General features: G+C 37.8%; 14 protein-coding genes and 12 tRNA genes. 2 read left to right on the plus strand and 24 right to left on the minus strand.

Going from position 1 to position 15,983, the window contains the following annotated elements; all coding sequences use genetic code 11:
* Positions 1-79: 79 nt before the first annotated feature.
* The 13 genes from MKO96_RS26780 to MKO96_RS26840 form a co-directional block, all read right to left on the minus strand.
* Positions 80-150: transfer RNA gene (locus MKO96_RS26780), tRNA-Gly, on the minus strand.
* A 1-nt stretch (position 151) separates the two neighbouring features.
* Positions 152-228, minus strand: a tRNA-Pro gene (locus MKO96_RS26785).
* A gap of 3 nt (positions 229-231) precedes the next feature.
* Positions 232-308, minus strand: a tRNA-Arg gene (locus MKO96_RS26790).
* Between the two features lie 98 nt (positions 309-406).
* Positions 407-489: transfer RNA gene (locus MKO96_RS26795), tRNA-Leu, on the minus strand.
* Between the two features lie 16 nt (positions 490-505).
* A tRNA-Lys gene (locus tag MKO96_RS26800) sits at positions 506-578 on the minus strand.
* A gap of 5 nt (positions 579-583) precedes the next feature.
* Positions 584-658 (minus strand) — tRNA-Gln (locus tag MKO96_RS26805).
* An 87-nt stretch (positions 659-745) separates the two neighbouring features.
* Positions 746-821: transfer RNA gene (locus MKO96_RS26810), tRNA-Asp, on the minus strand.
* A gap of 3 nt (positions 822-824) precedes the next feature.
* Positions 825-901, minus strand: a tRNA-Met gene (locus tag MKO96_RS26815).
* Positions 902-925: 24 nt separating this feature from the next.
* Positions 926-1,001, minus strand: a tRNA-Val gene (locus MKO96_RS26820).
* 4 nt (positions 1,002-1,005) lie between these two features.
* A tRNA-Glu gene (locus MKO96_RS26825) sits at positions 1,006-1,080 on the minus strand.
* Between the two features lie 8 nt (positions 1,081-1,088).
* Positions 1,089-1,179, minus strand: a tRNA-Ser gene (locus tag MKO96_RS26830).
* A gap of 3 nt (positions 1,180-1,182) precedes the next feature.
* Positions 1,183-1,257 (minus strand) — tRNA-Asn (locus MKO96_RS26835).
* A 114-nt stretch (positions 1,258-1,371) separates the two neighbouring features.
* Positions 1,372-1,836, minus strand: a complete 465-nt coding sequence (locus MKO96_RS26840; RefSeq protein ID WP_240589200.1) for a SprT family protein — start codon at positions 1,834-1,836, stop codon at positions 1,372-1,374.
* A 189-nt stretch (positions 1,837-2,025) separates the two neighbouring features.
* On the opposite strand from MKO96_RS26840, the gene cmpA reads away from it, so the two are divergent.
* Positions 2,026-2,142, plus strand: a complete 117-nt coding sequence (cmpA, locus tag MKO96_RS26845; RefSeq protein ID WP_001143642.1) for a cortex morphogenetic protein CmpA — start codon at positions 2,026-2,028, stop codon at positions 2,140-2,142.
* Positions 2,143-2,201: 59 nt separating this feature from the next.
* Here the strand turns inward: cmpA and MKO96_RS26850 are convergent, their stop codons facing one another.
* From MKO96_RS26850 to acpS, 6 genes are all read right to left on the minus strand, one after another.
* Complete coding sequence (locus tag MKO96_RS26850) at positions 2,202-4,370, minus strand: Tex family protein (protein ID WP_240589201.1); 2,169 nt, start codon at positions 4,368-4,370, stop codon at positions 2,202-2,204.
* A gap of 68 nt (positions 4,371-4,438) precedes the next feature.
* Entirely contained in the window at positions 4,439-4,789 is a 351-nt protein-coding gene (ndoA, locus tag MKO96_RS26855; protein ID WP_000635963.1) for a type II toxin-antitoxin system endoribonuclease NdoA, read from the minus strand.
* A 4-nt stretch (positions 4,790-4,793) separates the two neighbouring features.
* Positions 4,794-5,081 (minus strand): antitoxin EndoAI, encoded by a 288-nt coding sequence (locus MKO96_RS26860; protein WP_000004570.1) that lies wholly within the window; start codon positions 5,079-5,081, stop codon positions 4,794-4,796.
* Between the two features lie 309 nt (positions 5,082-5,390).
* Complete coding sequence (gene alr / locus MKO96_RS26865; RefSeq protein WP_000390587.1) at positions 5,391-6,560, minus strand: alanine racemase; 1,170 nt, start codon at positions 6,558-6,560, stop codon at positions 5,391-5,393.
* Between the two features lie 118 nt (positions 6,561-6,678).
* Positions 6,679-7,629: a LolA family protein gene (locus tag MKO96_RS26870; RefSeq protein WP_140386643.1), complete on the minus strand. Its 951-nt coding sequence runs from the start codon at positions 7,627-7,629 to the stop codon at positions 6,679-6,681.
* Positions 7,630-7,785: 156 nt separating this feature from the next.
* A complete protein-coding gene (gene acpS, locus MKO96_RS26875; protein ID WP_000635044.1) occupies positions 7,786-8,145 on the minus strand; it encodes a holo-ACP synthase in 360 nt (119 codons plus the stop codon).
* 92 nt (positions 8,146-8,237) lie between these two features.
* On the opposite strand from acpS, the gene MKO96_RS26880 reads away from it, so the two are divergent.
* Entirely contained in the window at positions 8,238-8,810 is a 573-nt protein-coding gene (locus MKO96_RS26880; protein ID WP_087979187.1) for a rhomboid family intramembrane serine protease, read from the plus strand.
* Here MKO96_RS26880 and uvsE read toward each other — a convergent pair.
* The 5 genes from uvsE to MKO96_RS26905 form a co-directional block, all read right to left on the minus strand.
* Positions 8,803-9,765 carry a UV DNA damage repair endonuclease UvsE gene (gene uvsE / locus MKO96_RS26885; RefSeq protein WP_087979186.1) on the minus strand — a complete coding sequence of 321 codons (963 nt, stop codon included), beginning with the start codon at positions 9,763-9,765 and terminating at the stop codon, positions 8,803-8,805. The genes MKO96_RS26880 and uvsE overlap by 8 nt on opposite strands.
* 93 nt (positions 9,766-9,858) lie before the next feature.
* Positions 9,859-11,445 (minus strand): degradosome RNA helicase CshA, encoded by a 1,587-nt coding sequence (cshA, locus tag MKO96_RS26890; RefSeq protein WP_000206596.1) that lies wholly within the window; start codon positions 11,443-11,445, stop codon positions 9,859-9,861.
* A 305-nt stretch (positions 11,446-11,750) separates the two neighbouring features.
* Complete coding sequence (gene murF / locus MKO96_RS26895) at positions 11,751-13,127, minus strand: UDP-N-acetylmuramoyl-tripeptide--D-alanyl-D-alanine ligase (protein WP_087979185.1); 1,377 nt, start codon at positions 13,125-13,127, stop codon at positions 11,751-11,753.
* 60 nt (positions 13,128-13,187) lie between these two features.
* The gene (locus MKO96_RS26900) at positions 13,188-14,273 is read right to left on the minus strand and encodes a D-alanine--D-alanine ligase (RefSeq protein ID WP_087979184.1); all 1,086 of its coding nucleotides are present in this window, start codon (positions 14,271-14,273) and stop codon (positions 13,188-13,190) included.
* 369 nt (positions 14,274-14,642) lie between these two features.
* Positions 14,643-15,914, minus strand: a complete 1,272-nt coding sequence (locus tag MKO96_RS26905; protein WP_046956658.1) for an MDR family MFS transporter — start codon at positions 15,912-15,914, stop codon at positions 14,643-14,645.
* Between the last annotated feature and the right edge of the window lie 69 nt (positions 15,915-15,983).

Genomic DNA, 15,983 nt, shown 5'->3' on the forward strand with positions numbered 1-15,983 from the left:
AAAGTTAGTTTGTCTAGCATCTAAAAATAAAAATTGACGTTTCACGTTGTTTGTTTCGTTCAGTTTTCAAAGAACTAAAAGCGGGTGAAGAGAATCGAACTCTCGACCAGAGCTTGGAAGGCTCTTGTTTTACCACTAAACTACACCCGCGTGGTCGGGAAGACAGGATTTGAACCTGCGACCCCCTGGTCCCAAACCAGGTGCTCTACCAAGCTGAGCCACTTCCCGTTATGGCGCGCCCGAGAGGAGTCGAACCCCTAACCTCTTGATCCGTAGTCAAACGCTCTATCCAATTGAGCTACGGGCGCTTATTCATGATGTTTTTTCGTCGTTGTATTTTGGCGACTCAATTATCTTATCATACTACATTTTCAAATGCAAGTACTTTTTTAAAAAAGATTTTTGATGCGGCCGAGAGGACTTGAACCTCCACGGGGTTTCCCCCACTAGGCCCTCAACCTAGCGCGTCTGCCGTTCCGCCACGACCGCGCGGAAAAAACAAAAGTGAGCCATGAAGGATTCGAACCTTCGACCCTCTGATTAAAAGTCAGATGCTCTACCAACTGAGCTAATGGCTCGTAAATGGCTGGGCTAGCTGGATTCGAACCAGCGCATGACGGAGTCAAAGTCCGTTGCCTTACCGCTTGGCTATAGCCCATCGAAATATTTATCTTCTTTTCAAAGACAAATGTTATTGTAACATAATGTCCAATAAAAAACAACTGCCAAATAGCAGAAGTTAAAATGGCGGTCCCGACCGGGGTCGAACCGGCGATCTCCTGCGTGACAGGCAGGCATGTTAACCACTACACCACGGGACCATTTGGTTGCGGGGACAGGATTTGAACCTGCGACCTTCGGGTTATGAGCCCGACGAGCTACCGTGCTGCTCCACCCCGCGATGATATTACTTATATATTTTATATGGTGGAGGATGACGGGATCGAACCGCCGACCCCCTGCTTGTAAGGCAGGTGCTCTCCCAGCTGAGCTAATCCTCCGAAGTGGTGACCCGTACGGGATTCGAACCCGTGTTACCGCCGTGAAAGGGCGGTGTCTTAACCACTTGACCAACGGGCCAGTATGTATGGCAGAGAAGAAGGGATTCGAACCCTCGCACCGCGTTAGCGATCTACTCCCTTAGCAGGGGAGCCCCTTGAGCCACTTGGGTACTTCTCTGTATGGCTCCGCAGGTAGGACTCGAACCTACGACCGATCGGTTAACAGCCGATAGCTCTACCACTGAGCTACTGCGGAATAATAAAGACAATTTGTATCTTATAAAATTTCTTATCGTAAGTCAAGATGTTTTTTCACAACATCTTGTACAAACGTGACATGTTTATAATATACTGGATTGCGTTTTCACTGTCAAGATGTTTTCTTTATCAGGTTCAGTTTCCCTTTACACTTTCCACAGACATATCTTTTTGTATTTATTTGACGTCTTCTTACATATTGAAGCGAACAGCCCATACATTCATACGTATAAACCTTTTTTTCCTTTTCTTCATTAATTATTCGTTTACAAAAGCGTGGCGCATCAACTTCTTTTAACAATTCACGAAAATCTCTATCCCGGTGCTTATAGCCCCTTCCTGTAATATGCAAGTGATAATGACAAAGCTCATGTTTAATGATTCCAACTAACTCTTCTTTCCCATACATTTCGTAATATCGATAATTCAGTTCAATATTGTGTGTATTCAATAGATAACGCCCACCAGTTGTACGCAACCTACTATTGAACATAGCTTTATGTAAAAATGGCATTCCGAAGTATTGTAGTGATACTTCTTCCACCAGACGCTGTATCTCTTGCTTATCCACTCTCATTCCTCCTAAACTAAAAAATATTTTTACACTTTTCTCCTCCCTTATACATATATTAAATAGTACATATACCCATCCTCATTCAAGAAGCGTGGTTTCTAAAAATATAGCATGAATAGAAATCCACTCACCAACCTCTCATCAATAGTACCTTAGATTGTTGAGAGTAGGATTAAACAAGGAGGGATTCCTATGCCTACGTGGCTAAAAAAACAAATGCAACGCGCATATTTTGAAAAAAACCGGTATCAAATTAAATTACTAAATGAATGCTGGTTTTATTATAGCAAAATACATCAAAGCTCATAATCCATTACACGTTTTATCCCATAAAAAAAGAGAGCAGTTTCATCCGCTCTCTTCTCTTACTATTCTATCGGCAACATAGATAGTGCAACGCGACCTTTTTTCGTATCAATATCATCTACCCATACCTTTACGATTTGTCCGACAGATACAATATCTAACGGATGCTTCACATACTGTTTGCTTAGTTTAGAAATATGTACTAAACCATCTTGTTTTACACCTACATCAACAAAAGCACCAAAATCAACAACGTTACGAACTGTTCCTTCCAGTTCCATACCACGTTTTAAATCTTCTAATTTCAAAATCCCTTTTTTCAGAAGCGGTTTAGGCAACTCATCCCTCATGTCTCGCTCTGGACTAATGAGCGCATCTATAATATCAACTAATGTTGGCTCCCCAACTCCCGTTTCTTGCGATAATTTAGAAATCTCCACTTCTTCTAAGCTCTTTTGTAATTGCAATTGCCCTACGTCATCTTTTGATAACCCTAGACTCTTCAATAACACTTCAACATTTTTATATTGTTCTGGATGAATACCCGTTCGATCTAACGGATTTGCCCCTTCTAATATACGTAAGAAACCTATGCATTGTTCATATGTCTTCGCACCTAGACGCGGTATTTTCTTTAAGTCTGTTCGTTTTGTAAATTTCCCTTCTTCTTCACGCTTTGCCACAATATTTTTCGCAACGGTTTTCGATAAACCCGAAACATATTGCAATAACGCAACTGAGGCTGTATTTACATTCACACCGACTTGGTTAACTGCCGTCTCTACTACAAATGTTAATGATTCATTCAACCTCTTTTGAGATACATCATGTTGGTATTGTCCAACCCCAACTGATTTAGGATCAATCTTCACAAGTTCAGCAAGTGGATCTTGCAGACGTCTCCCAATAGAAACAGCACTTCTTTCTTCAACCTGTAAATTCGGAAATTCCTCACGAGCTAAATCAGAGGCCGAATATACACTCGCACCAGCTTCGTTCACAATAATATAGAAGACTTCTTGTTTCACATTTTGTAATACATCAACTATAAATTCTTCCGATTCTCTAGAAGCTGTACCATTCCCAATCGCAATCATTTCAACTTGATATTTATCTATAATAGAAAGAACTTTCGTTTTTGCATCTTCATATTTACGAACAGGTGGATGCGGATAAATAACATCAATATATAGAACCTTCCCCGTATCATCTACAACAGCTAATTTACAACCCGTTCTATATGCAGGATCTACAGCTAACACAACCTTTCCTTTCATTGGAGGTTGTAATAACAAATTACGTAAGTTCTCAGAGAAAATATGTATCGCTTGTTCCTCAGCGGTTTCTGTTAATTCTTTTCGAATCTCTCTTTCAATGGAGGATTGAATTAATCGTTTATAACCATCCTCAATTGCTAACTTTACATAATGTGCACTTTTAGAATCGTTATCACGAATTACTCTCTTATATAAGAAAGTTACTATCTCATCTACTGGTGGAACAACAGAAACTCTCAATATAGCTTCTTTCTCACCGCGATTCATCGCTAATACACGATGCGGTACTACTTTCTGCAACGGTTCTTCATAACTGTAATACATTTCATATATATTCTTTTCATCTTTCTCTTCATCTTTTACGGACGAAGACATAACACCTTTTCTAAAAGTAACATTCCGAATCCAACTACGATAAGCTGCTTCATCTGAAATGATTTCTGCAATAATGTCTTGGGCACCTTGTAATGCTTCTTCTGCAGATTGCACTTCTTTCTCTGCGTTAATAAACTCCATTGCCTTCTGATTTGGATCTTCTTTCTTATATAACAATAACCATTCAGCTAACGGCTCTAGTCCTTTTTCTTTTGCAATCGTTGCTTTCGTTCTTCTTTTCTCTTTATATGGACGATATAAATCTTCTACTTCTTGCAACTTTACAGCTTTAACAATTTGCTGACGTAACTCTCCTGTCAGTTTCCCCTTCTCATCAATAAGACGAAGAACCTCTTCTTTCCTATCTTCAAGCTGCATCATATATTGCCATCTCTCTAAAATTGTACGAATTTGCACCTCATCTAAAGAGCCTGTCCATTCTTTTCGGTAACGAGCAATAAATGGAACTGTGTTACCTTCTTCTGTTAATTGAATAACATGACGAACTTGCTTTTCGGTAAAGCCTAATTCCTTCACTAACATTTTCATTAACGCTTGTCGATTATCTACCATTTCCATATACAACCGTAACCTCCTCTATAATAAAAAAAAGTTGCCCTGTAAAGAGAGCAACTTAAACTGCCGATTTAAAAATCTATTAGTCCTAAACTAATTTGTAGCGCTTCATCTACACGAATCATCATCACTTCATCTAAGTGAGTGATTTTGTCCGTTAAGCGCTGCTTATCGATTGTTCGAATCTGCTCAAGTAAAATAACAGAATCTCTCTCAAAACCATACTTTTTCGCATCAATTTCCACATGAGTGGGTAATTTAGCTTTTTGAATCTGTGCAGTAATAGCCGCTACAATCACCGTTGGACTAAAACGATTTCCGATGTCATTTTGAATGACAAGAACCGGACGAACGCCTCCTTGCTCAGAACCAACAACTGGGGAAAGGTCTGCAAAATACACGTCGCCGCGTTTTACAATCAAAATATTACCCCCCGCTAACTAAGCGTTCTACTGTATGAGCTGCTTCATACTCTGCTAAGAAAGCTTCCGATGCAATACCAAGATTAATTTTTCCCATTTCAATGTACCCACGTCGCATTGATTCATGTTGGTAGCGTTTCTTCGTCTTATGTTGACGCAATAACAGTTGTGTTGCCTGGCAAATTAGTTCATGGCGATTCTTATTCTCTTGTTTTCCAATTCCGTCCAATTCCGTTACCATTTGCTTTGGCAACCGAACCACGATTTCAGTAGTTACACTTGATTCGGACACAAAAATACACCTCCACCGTCAACTACACACCCAAATATATATATGACACCTATTGTAATAATACCATTGTATGGGGCCTGTTGCAAAGACTTCCTTATTCCTTGCTTATGTTTTCCAATTCACAAACAAAACATTCATATTCTTTTATTTTTATCTTATTACAAACAAGAAACGAAAGAGTTTCCCAGCAAAATTCACTTTAAATTATGTTAAAAGTAATGATAAGTAAAAAGCTTCTCATCAAAAATGAGCTTATTCTTAACCAATGAACAGTCCTCTCAAATGACAAGAAGCAAATCATACTACCTTCTATATATTGTTCAAATAATTGATTACTTCTACAACCTTGCCGTGCCGTATGAATATTCTCGGCACACGGAAGCTTATCGTTGCAATAATTTCATAATTAATAGTCCCAGAATATTCAGCAACCTCAGTAGCACTAATATACTCATCACCTTGTTTTCCAATGAGTGTAACTTTCGTACCAAGCGGTACTTCACAAGGAAGGTGTATCATGAATTGATCCATTGTTACTCGACCTACAATCGGTACCCTTTTACCATTTATAAGCACTTCGAACCCTTGTAATCTTCTAAGCCATCCATCTGCATATCCAATCGCAACAGTTGCAATCCATTCCTCCGTCTTCGTTCGGTAAGTGACGTTATAACTAATCCCATCCCCTTTAATCACCTGTTTAATATGAGCAACTTTCGTATGCAGTGATAGCGCTGGTTCTAATTTAAACGGTAAAAAAGGGCGTATTTCTACAGACGGGGATAACCCATACATCGCAATGCCAATTCGTACTGCATTAAATGTAATCCCTTGAAAACGTAGCGTTGCAGCACTATTAGCTGTATGGACAAATTTAGGATCCACTCCGAACTCTTTCAACCAACTTAACTGCTGCAAAAATGTGTTATATTGCTTATCAAAGTAAGAAGTCTCCACCTCATCCGCTGTTGCAAAATGTGTATAAACTCCTTCTAATTCTAAAAATGGCGCACCTTCTAAACTCTTTAAAAATCCTTTTAATTCTTTTCGTTCGCGTATTCCAATTCTTCCCATACCACTATCGAAATTAATATGGTATTTCATTGTAGATGAACCATCCCAAAGTTTGATCGCTTCATCCACCCATTCTTTTTGAAAAACAGTTAACGCTACATCATTTTCAGCAGCTACATTGACATCACGAGGCGGGGAAGGACCTAACACTAAAATCGGCACAGTAATACCAGCCCTTCGAAGCACTAGAGCTTCATCTAAAAAAGCAACCGCTAACCTTGTCGCCCCTGCTTCTAATGCCGTTTTAGCTACCGGTACATAATCGTGTCCATATGCATTCGCTTTGACTACAGCAAAAATCTCTACATCACTTGGAATGAAATCTTTAATGTGTGTAATATTGTTATAGATCGCATCTAAATCCACTTCCACCCAAGTGTCACGGTAAAATGGTGCTTCTTCCATAAATACACTTCCTTATACACGATATGCGAAGCTTATTCTTTTATATGCTTCTTTTATGAAATCCACCCTTCAAACTAAGAAAAGACGTGGTGCACATATATCACCACGTCTAAGAAGTTTACTTCACTTGCTTCTCTGTAACTGAACGAGCAACCATTAATAGCTCCTTCGGCTCTAAACCTTTAGACACGAGCATATATTCTACTCCGTTATGCGACCACGTTAAAGAATCTTTCGTCAATGCCCCAATTGTAAAGCCAAGATCAACCAATTCTCCGCTCACACTTATCGCTGACGAAGCCTCTGCAACTTTTGCCTTTTCTTGTATCAAAGTAAAGGATTTCTTACTTCCAGTGTATGTGAGTATCGCACGCTTGCCACTGTCTGTCTTCAACTCTTTTTCATCTTTCAAAACCATACCTTGCGGCGTATCACGCGGATACAAAATAGCAAATGGTTTGTCTTCTTTCGCTGCTGTTTGAACATCTACTTGCGCCCTAGACATATTTTGTTTCGTATCAAATGCACCTTTATCAAATTTCGCATCAAATTTCACTTTTGAGAAATCTACTTTCACAAGAACATTTTGATCATTATCCATTAACTTCACCGAAACTGGTGTTAAATCACTTTTCTTCAATGTAATCTCTTGTTTCGGCAACATGTTTTGATGTTGATAGTTTGTTTTTGTTTTAAAAATATAATACTTATCTGTTTTTTCAAAAGTAAGGTTTTTCTTATCCTGTAAAATATCTCTCACAAGGGATTCATATAAGTAAGCCTGGCTACTATTTTGCGGCCAATCACTTTGGAAACGGAAACTCTTATTAAGTGCTGGCGTTAATACAAATACCCCTTCTTCATTTCTTAAAATAATTTGGCTTTGATCTTTTTTCGCATTCTGCAAATTCACACGATAAAAAGAAGGTTCCTTATGCCATATTTCTACCTTGTACTCCTGAGGCTCATTCCCTGTTTTAATAGATAATTTTGCTTCAGCTTGATAACTTTTCATCCCTTTTACTTTCGCCTCTAAATCTCTCACAACATCATCTTGTTTCTTTTCCATACAACCCGCCAACACAAAAACGGTTAATAAACCGACAAGAACTAAAAACAGACGCCTTTTCATCACTTCAGCCCCTTTGCCCCTATAAATGAATGGAAGATGTACCTTCCTTATCGCTACATCAAATATATGAGACAAAGATATAAAATATGCAGACTAGCGTGACGAGCTTTCTAAAACAACTTGAGCAACAGCAAATTCCTTACTATGACTAATTGATAAATGAACAATATGCTCTGTACTTGTAACGAGAATCGGCTTACCTCTATCATCATTCCTTACTTCAATATCTAAAAAACTTACTTCTTTTCCAATACCAGTTCCTACCGCTTTTGAATACGCCTCTTTCGCTGCAAATCTTCCAGCTACAAACTCTGTAAGGCGACTTCCCTTCAGCTCCTTAGCAACATTACGTTCACTTTCAGTTAAAATACGCTCCATAAATTTAAGTTTTCCATCTAGCATTTTTTCAATTCGATTCAATTCAATAATATCGATTCCAATCCCTACAATCATTTCAAAATCCCCTTCTTCTATTTAGCTTTCTTTTTTCATATTGTAAGAATAACAGAGAATCTTTCTGATGCAAAAGGAGTGATACTCACAACATGCTAATACCTTCTGCCCGCATTTCCTTACAACCAATCGTCATCGCTTTACTTCTCATACAATTAGTCATGATTATGTCAAGCGACTTCCTTCTTTTTCCTATGGCATCCTACAATGAATATATCGCTAAAGGAGAATGGTGGCGTCTCATAACTTCCTTACTTGTACATGTAGACTTACAACATTTCCTTTCTAATAGTATTTGTTTATTTGTGCTTGGCTCTTCTATTGAAAAACAACTAGGACACTTTTCTTTCATCATTATTTTTTTCCTTTCTGGTATTCTTGGAAATATTTCTTCTTATCTCATTATGCCTCTTGAATATATTCATGCCGGGGCATCTGGTGGTATTTTCGGATTGCTAGGTGCACAATTATTTCTATTGTATAGTCGATATCGTTCTCCCAATCCAAGAGACATCGCTATTTTTTCAATCATGATATGTATATTACTACTATTCACTTTCTTCAATCCCTCTGCTAACCCTATAAGCCATTTAACAGGATTAATCATTGGCGGTATTTGCACCCCTTTATTAACAAAAAAATCCGATGGTGCAGAGCTTATTTAATATAAAAGCTCGCACCATCGACAATTTCTACATCTGTTTGTTTACTTAAATCTCTCATTAATTGAAATAAAGACTCATCCTTCTTCTTCGCCTCAATCATACAATCAATTTGCGAAACACTTCCCTTTATCTTTTTTAAAAAAGATAAAAAAGTATCTACATTAATAAAGTCCGCATGTGCTCTCGGGTCTTTTCCCTCTCTAGGACTAGAAATGTGCATTTTCACTGGTAACAAAGACGATTCCCACGTATGTACAACACGCGCCCAATCTTCATGCCAATCTTCTCGATCATTATTCATCATATGGTGATGCAAATCAAACACGACTGGAACATCTAATTTTTCACCTAAATACAATGTTTCTTCTAAAGAAAAAGTCGTATCATCATTTTCTAATATGATCATCTCTTGGATACTTCTTGGAACACTTGACCAATTTTCTATAAATCGTTCTAATGCGAGTTCCTTATCGTTATAACCTCCACCCACATGTAATACGCATCGTTGCTTATGTGCAATTCCCATACCTTTTAATAATTTTTTATGCATCTGCAATGTCTTTACAGATTGTTTAAAAATATTCTTCTCAGGTGAATTCAGCACAACAAAATGATCTGGATGAAAATCAATACGCATATTCATTCGAATAGCGTAATCACCTAGCACTTTTAAATTTTCTTTCAAGGGGCGAATATAGTTCCACTCTAACAACTCCTCATGATTCGCCAAAGGAACAAGTTTGGAACTAAGCCGAAAGAAAGATATATCATGCCCTTTATTATGCTTTAATAACCGTAAACAATTTTCTAAATTCGAATTAGCAATTCTTTCGAGTTTACGAATTGCAGCCTCCCGATCATCAATTCGTTGAAACTGCGCATATGTCATCGTTTGAGATGGAGATGCATTCTTTAAATGTACACTCATCGCAACATACCCAAGTCTTACAAGCATGTAACACCTCTTTTCTACACAAGTTATTATGTAGTATGTACAATTACAGAAATAAAAAAAGAGAATGCCAACAAAGGGCATTCTCTTTTTTTATTAAGCTTGTGGACGGCTATGATGTTTTCTTTCGCCACGTCCATTTGAAGATCCAGGGCGACCTTGACCTTCACCTTTACGACCACGGCTACCACCATCACGATTGCGATCACGGTTACGGCCATCGCCACCACGGCTACCACCATCACGATTGCGATCACGGTTACGACCATCGCCACCGCCGCGTCCGTCACGACTACGATTACGGTTACCATCACGGTATCCGCCTCCGTTACCGCCGCGTTTTTTAGAACCGCCACCTCTTGAAACAACTGGTGGTTCTGACGTTAAAGCGATTGGAGTTGTATCTGGCTCTTTTGTCATCATTTTTAAAGCAGCAGCTACTACTGTTACAGAATCATTCTCTTCTAACATTTCTTCTGCAATACGCTTGTAGTATGATAAATTATCATTTTCAATTGTGCTTTGAAGTTTTTCAGCGATTAAACGTTGTTGACCTTCTAATGCCTCGTCAAGTGTCGGTGCTTCCATACGATCAACTTTACGTTTTGTAGTGCGCTCGATATTTTTTAATTGTCCTGATTCACGTGGTGTTACAAATAACATTGCAATACCTTTTTTACCTGCACGGCCAGTACGACCGATACGGTGAACGTATGATTCTGGATCTTGTGGGATATCGAAGTTATATACATGTGTTACGCCTGAAATATCAAGACCACGTGCAGCAACGTCTGTTGCAACAAGAACTTCAATAGCACCTTCTTTAAATTTACGTAATACAGACATACGCTTCGCTTGTGTTAAGTCACCGTGAATACCTTCTGCTGCATAACCACGTAAGTTTAATGCTTCTGATAATTCATCAACACGACGCTTTGTACGACCGAATACGATTGCAAGCTCTGGAGATTGAATATCTAATAAGCGTGTTAACACGTCAAACTTTTTCTTTTCTTGCACTTCTAAATAGAACTGCTGAATGTTTGGCATTGTTACTTCTTTTGCTTTTACTTTAATGTGTTGAGGCTCAGTCATGAAACGCTCAGCAATACGACGGATTGGATCTGGCATTGTCGCTGAGAATAATAATGTTTGATGTGTATCTGGCACATCTGTTAAAATCGCTTCAATATCTTCAATGAAGCCCATGTTTAACATTTCATCCGCTTCGTCAAGAACAACTGTCTCTACGTTTTGTAAGCGAAGTGTTTTACGGTTAATATGATCTAAAATACGACCCGGCGTACCAACAATAATGTGTGGGTGTTTTTTTAGAGCACGAATTTGGCGGTTAATATCTTGACCACCATAGATTGGTAAAATACGAACGCGTTTATGTTTACCAATTTTGTACAGCTCTTCTCCAACTTGAATTGCTAATTCACGCGTTGGCGCGATAACAATACCTTGAACTGCTTCTTTATTTGTATCCACTTTATCTAATAGTGGTAATCCGAATGCTGCTGTTTTCCCTGTACCTGTTTGCGCTTGCCCAATAATATCCTTACCTTGCAATGCATGTGGAATTGTTTCAGCTTGAATCGGCGTAGCCTCTTCAAAGCCCATACTTTCAACAGATTGTAGTAAAGACTCACTTAATCCTAATTCTCGAAATGTTGTCAATGTTACTTCTCCTTTTCTATCCTATACTTATCATTTAAAAAAAGGCGTTTTCCGAATTTGCGGAAAAGCCCTTTTCCTGAATGCTCACGTATATAAACGGGCGTATATTCTTCGCGAAAATACTTCTAAACGTTATTACACTTTATCAATTATAAGTTTTGTATGTGCAAAAAGCAAACCCAACTGTTACCTTATTTTCATATTCAGAGTTTTTTTCTTCACTTTTATTTTTTTATATTTACTGTAAGCGCTTATTATAAGTTTCTTCTATTTTCGCATCTATCATCCCTATTTATATACACCAATTATTTCAACATCGTAATTACTTCTTCCAATTTCATGCCGCGAGATGCTTTTATTAATACAACATCTTTCACATCAACTACTGCTTGTAACTCTTTTACTAGCTCTTCTTTATTATCATACGCTTTTACACGCTCAATAGGGAAATTAATTTTCGCTCCTTCAGCAATTTGAGCCCCTAATTTACCATACGTGAACACATATGCAATTTTTGCTGGATCGATTAATTTACCGACTTCATAATGAAACTGTACTTCTTGATTTCCAAGCTCTAACATATCACCGAGTACAACGATCTTCTTAGCAAATCCATCTAAACCGTTCATTAAGTGGAATGCTGCTTCCATAGCTGTCGGACTTGCATTATAAGCATCATTAATAATTGTTAATCCACTATCCGTTTTTACAATTTCCATACGCATGCCCGTCATTTGAAGTGTTACTAAACCTTGTTTCATTTCTTCCCATGTTACACCAAAATGTTTCGCAATTGCCATTGAAGCAAGCGTATTATACACATTATGTTTCCCCAATACTGGTAAGTAGAATGAAATATTTTCATCTCTATTCATTTTAAAATGTGTCCCAGTCGCCTGTAATGCTACAGTAGTTGGATAATAATCATTTGCTCTAGCATCACCAAATGTAACTGTTTCAGCTATTAAATTCATTTCAGGAACACGATTTGTTAATAATGGCTCATCTCCGTTATATACGAATACTCCACCTTCTTGTAATCCTGTCACAATTTCTAATTTCGCTTCAGCAATTGCTTCACGAGAGCCTAAATCCATTAAATGTGCCTCACCGATGTTCGTAATGATAGCTGCATTTGGACGTGCTAACTTAGATAAGAATTCAATTTCTCCTCGGCTCGACATACCCATCTCTAATACAGCTACTTCTGTATTTTCTTCTAAGTTTAAAATAGTAAGAGGTAACCCAATATGGTTATTGAAGTTTCCTTCTGTTTTTTGAACTTTGAATTTAGTCGAAAGAAGACTTGTTACAATATCTTTTGTAGATGTTTTACCATTACTCCCTGTCACACCAATAACTTTCACATCCAATTGATCGCGATAGTTTTTCGCTAACATTTGTAATGCCGATAGCGTGTCTTCTACAAAAATAACGGGAAGATTCTCAGGTGGATTTGCTACATCTTTCATCCATAATGTCGCCACAGCTCCATTTTCAACGGCTTTATCTACAAAAGCGTGTCCATCGAAACGTTCACCTTGAATCGGAACATATAGGTTGCCTTTTTCGATTTTTCTCGTATCAATAGACACTCCTTGTATAGTAATTCCCTCATATTGCTCTGCTAATCCCGTACCATTTACCATCTGTTCTACTTGTTTTAACGTTCGATTTATCATGAGAACACTCCTTACATAGAGGAAGCACTATTCCTGCGAATAGTGCTTCCTCCTTTTTTGTTAGATTGTATATTTAATTTTTTGTTTTTCTTCGTGACGCTCAATCGCTAAACGAATTAGCTCTTCAATTAATTCCGGATACGGTAATCCAGTATGTTGCCATAGTAGAGGGAACATACTAAACGGCGTAAACCCTGGCATCGTATTCACTTCGTTAATATATACTTCTCCATCTTTCGTTAAGAAGAAATCAGCTCTTGTTAAGCCAGCACTATCTAACGATTGGAATGCAATAATCGCATCTCGCTTAATGACATTAGACTCTTCTTCTGTCATTTCAGCTGGAATAATTAACGCTGTATCACCATCGATATATTTCGACTTATAATCATAGAAGTCCTTTTTCGGTACGATTTCACCTACAACTGAACATTTCGGTTCATCATTACCTAGTACACCAACTTCTACTTCACGTCCAACGATATTTTCTTCTACAATAATTTTACGGTCAAATTGGAATGCCTCTTCAAATGCATTCTCAAGCTCTTCACGATTTTTACACTTATTAATACCAACACTTGAACCAAGGTTTGCTGGTTTTACGAAGCAAGGATATCCTAAAACTTCTTCTACTTTTTCATATGCTGTTTCACAATCTTTTTCCCATGCACTACGAATAAACGATGCATACTTCGCTTGTTTCAATCCAGCTTCTGCGAAGATGTTTTTCATAACAACTTTATCCATACCAGCAGCAGATGCTAGAACACCATTTCCTACATAAGGAATGTTCATTAATTCTAATAATCCTTGAACCGTTCCATCTTCACCATTTGGTCCATGTAATAATGGGAAAATAACGTCGATAGCATTTTCCTCAGAAGCTGCAGATGGAATGATTTCTGTGCTTAATGATAACGGAGAAATCGCATTTTCTGCGTCGCTCATTTTTAGAACTTCAACATCTGTTACTTCACCTTCAATACGCTCACCGCGCACCCATTGACCTTGTTCTGTAATATAAATTGGATGAATCTCGAATTTATCTTGATTTAATGCTTTAATAGCAGCAAGAGCCGTTTGTAGCGAAACTTGATGCTCAGCTGATTTTCCACCATATAATAAACCTAATTTAATTTTTGTCACTGAAATCACCCTAACCAATTGTTTTCATTTTTCTATTTTAGCACTTTTTATAAAAATAGGTAGTTCCTATTTGAAATAAAATGTAACTTCCACAAATAATTAAATGACACCACTTATTGGTTTTCTATACTTTTTCTACTTAACTTTCTTCATAAATATACAAAATTAAATTCTAAAATACAGTGAAACTTTAATTAACGAGGGGCCATCCCCACTAATTATCAGCCCGCACCAATCGGGCAGTTATCTCCCGCCGAATTTTGAGGTGGAAGTCTTACTGCCCACAAATAGCGGGATAAAATTGCAATCCAATCTAGTTATGTACCTAAAATATGTAGAAATCCCCTTTTTGTGTATGTCATCTACTCATTAAGAAGATTGTTTGGTCAGTGTGCCTTTTTGCCTTTGCTCAACGAGACGATCTAAAGAAACATATACAATACCTGCAACTACACATCCTACAGCTAAAATTGTAAATAGAAAGTGGCCAAGTAATCGATCCAATAAAAAACCGCCAAGAAGTGGACCAAATGCGCCTCCTGTAATCCACTGCAAACTGGCAGCTCCCATATAAGTCCCTCTCAAGTGCTCAGGGGCCAAATTCGCTACAAACGTCATCTGTACAGGCGACATAATCATCTCACCTAACGTATATATGGCATAAACGAACAGCAACGTTATTAAAATAATCGTAGCATTTGCATCAAATTCTCCAAACCACTTCGGTAACCATCCTATAAAGAACAAACCAACTCCGAACAAACATGCACCATATAACATCGTCTTTCCGACAGGTTTATCTGTGGCCCATTTTGAAATTTGAAATTGGAACAACACAACTAATAGTCCATTTAAAGCCATTAAATATGGATATGGATTGTTAGTTCCAAAAATGCCTTTCATTTCATTATCAAAGTGCAGCGGCAACATGCCTTCTGTTTGAGAAAATCCCATCGAAATAATGATACCTGCTAACAAATAAATCATTAGTGCCTTATCTCTCATTACAATTTTCCAAACCGCCCCTGATTCCTTTTCTTTATTCTCTTCTTTATTCGCACTCTTTGGCATTGTCTCTTGAATAAGAATGAATACAAGTAATGCATAAAATAACATCGTAGACGAGGCAATAATAAACACAAGGTTCTTTGACAACATAACTACTGAAGCACCCATTATCGGGCCAATTGCAGCACCTATATTGTGCCCCATTCGTAATAAACCATATGCTTCTGTTCTTTTTTCAGGTGCCGTTACATCCGCAACCATTGCTGATGCAGCGGGATGGAATAATGAATTACTGAGCCCTAAAAAAATAGATAAAATAGCATAAGGAATAAATCCTTCTATAAATAAAAAACCTAGCATGAACAAAGCATTACTCACCATTGAAAAAATCATTATTGGCTTTCTTCCATATATATCAGCAATCCTCCCACCAAGAAGAGAACCGAAACTTGCGGCAATCGGAGAAAGTGCCATAATAACCCCTACTTCCAATAACGAATCCACCTTATCTTTTAAATATAGGGCAAAAAAAGGCATCAACATCATCATTGCAATTCCATTTAACGTTTCGCCAATAAACCGAATCCATATGTTTCGGTCCATCTCCCTTAACTCACGCCACGTATTTTTCATACATTCCCCCCCTCAGTTCCCCAACAATTATATTATATACACAATCAGAAAAATGTAAATTTTCAGAAT

Source organism: Bacillus sp. ES1-5, assembly GCF_022487605.1.
Taxonomy (GTDB): Bacteria; Bacillota; Bacilli; order Bacillales; family Bacillaceae_G; genus Bacillus_A; species Bacillus_A wiedmannii.

Excerpts from the sequence above, each read along its gene's own strand:
- MKO96_RS26840 (WP_240589200.1), bottom strand. The coding sequence starts at position 1,836 with ATGAGAGTGGATAAGCAAGAGATACAGCGTCTGGTGGAAGAAGTATCA.
- cmpA (WP_001143642.1), top strand. The coding sequence starts at position 2,026 with ATGCCTACGTGGCTAAAAAAACAAATGCAACGCGCATATTTTGAAAAA.
- MKO96_RS26850 (WP_240589201.1), bottom strand. The coding sequence starts at position 4,370 with ATGGAAATGGTAGATAATCGACAAGCGTTAATGAAAATGTTAGTGAAG.
- alr (WP_000390587.1), bottom strand. The coding sequence starts at position 6,560 with ATGGAAGAAGCACCATTTTACCGTGACACTTGGGTGGAAGTGGATTTA.
- MKO96_RS26870 (WP_140386643.1), bottom strand. The coding sequence starts at position 7,629 with ATGGAAAAGAAACAAGATGATGTTGTGAGAGATTTAGAGGCGAAAGTA.
- acpS (WP_000635044.1), bottom strand. The coding sequence starts at position 8,145 with ATGATTGTAGGGATTGGAATCGATATTATTGAATTGAATCGAATTGAA.
- MKO96_RS26880 (WP_087979187.1), top strand. The coding sequence starts at position 8,238 with ATGCTAATACCTTCTGCCCGCATTTCCTTACAACCAATCGTCATCGCT.
- uvsE (WP_087979186.1), bottom strand. The coding sequence starts at position 9,765 with ATGCTTGTAAGACTTGGGTATGTTGCGATGAGTGTACATTTAAAGAAT.
- murF (WP_087979185.1), bottom strand. The coding sequence starts at position 13,127 with ATGATAAATCGAACGTTAAAACAAGTAGAACAGATGGTAAATGGTACG.
- MKO96_RS26905 (WP_046956658.1), bottom strand. The coding sequence starts at position 15,914 with ATGAAAAATACGTGGCGTGAGTTAAGGGAGATGGACCGAAACATATGG.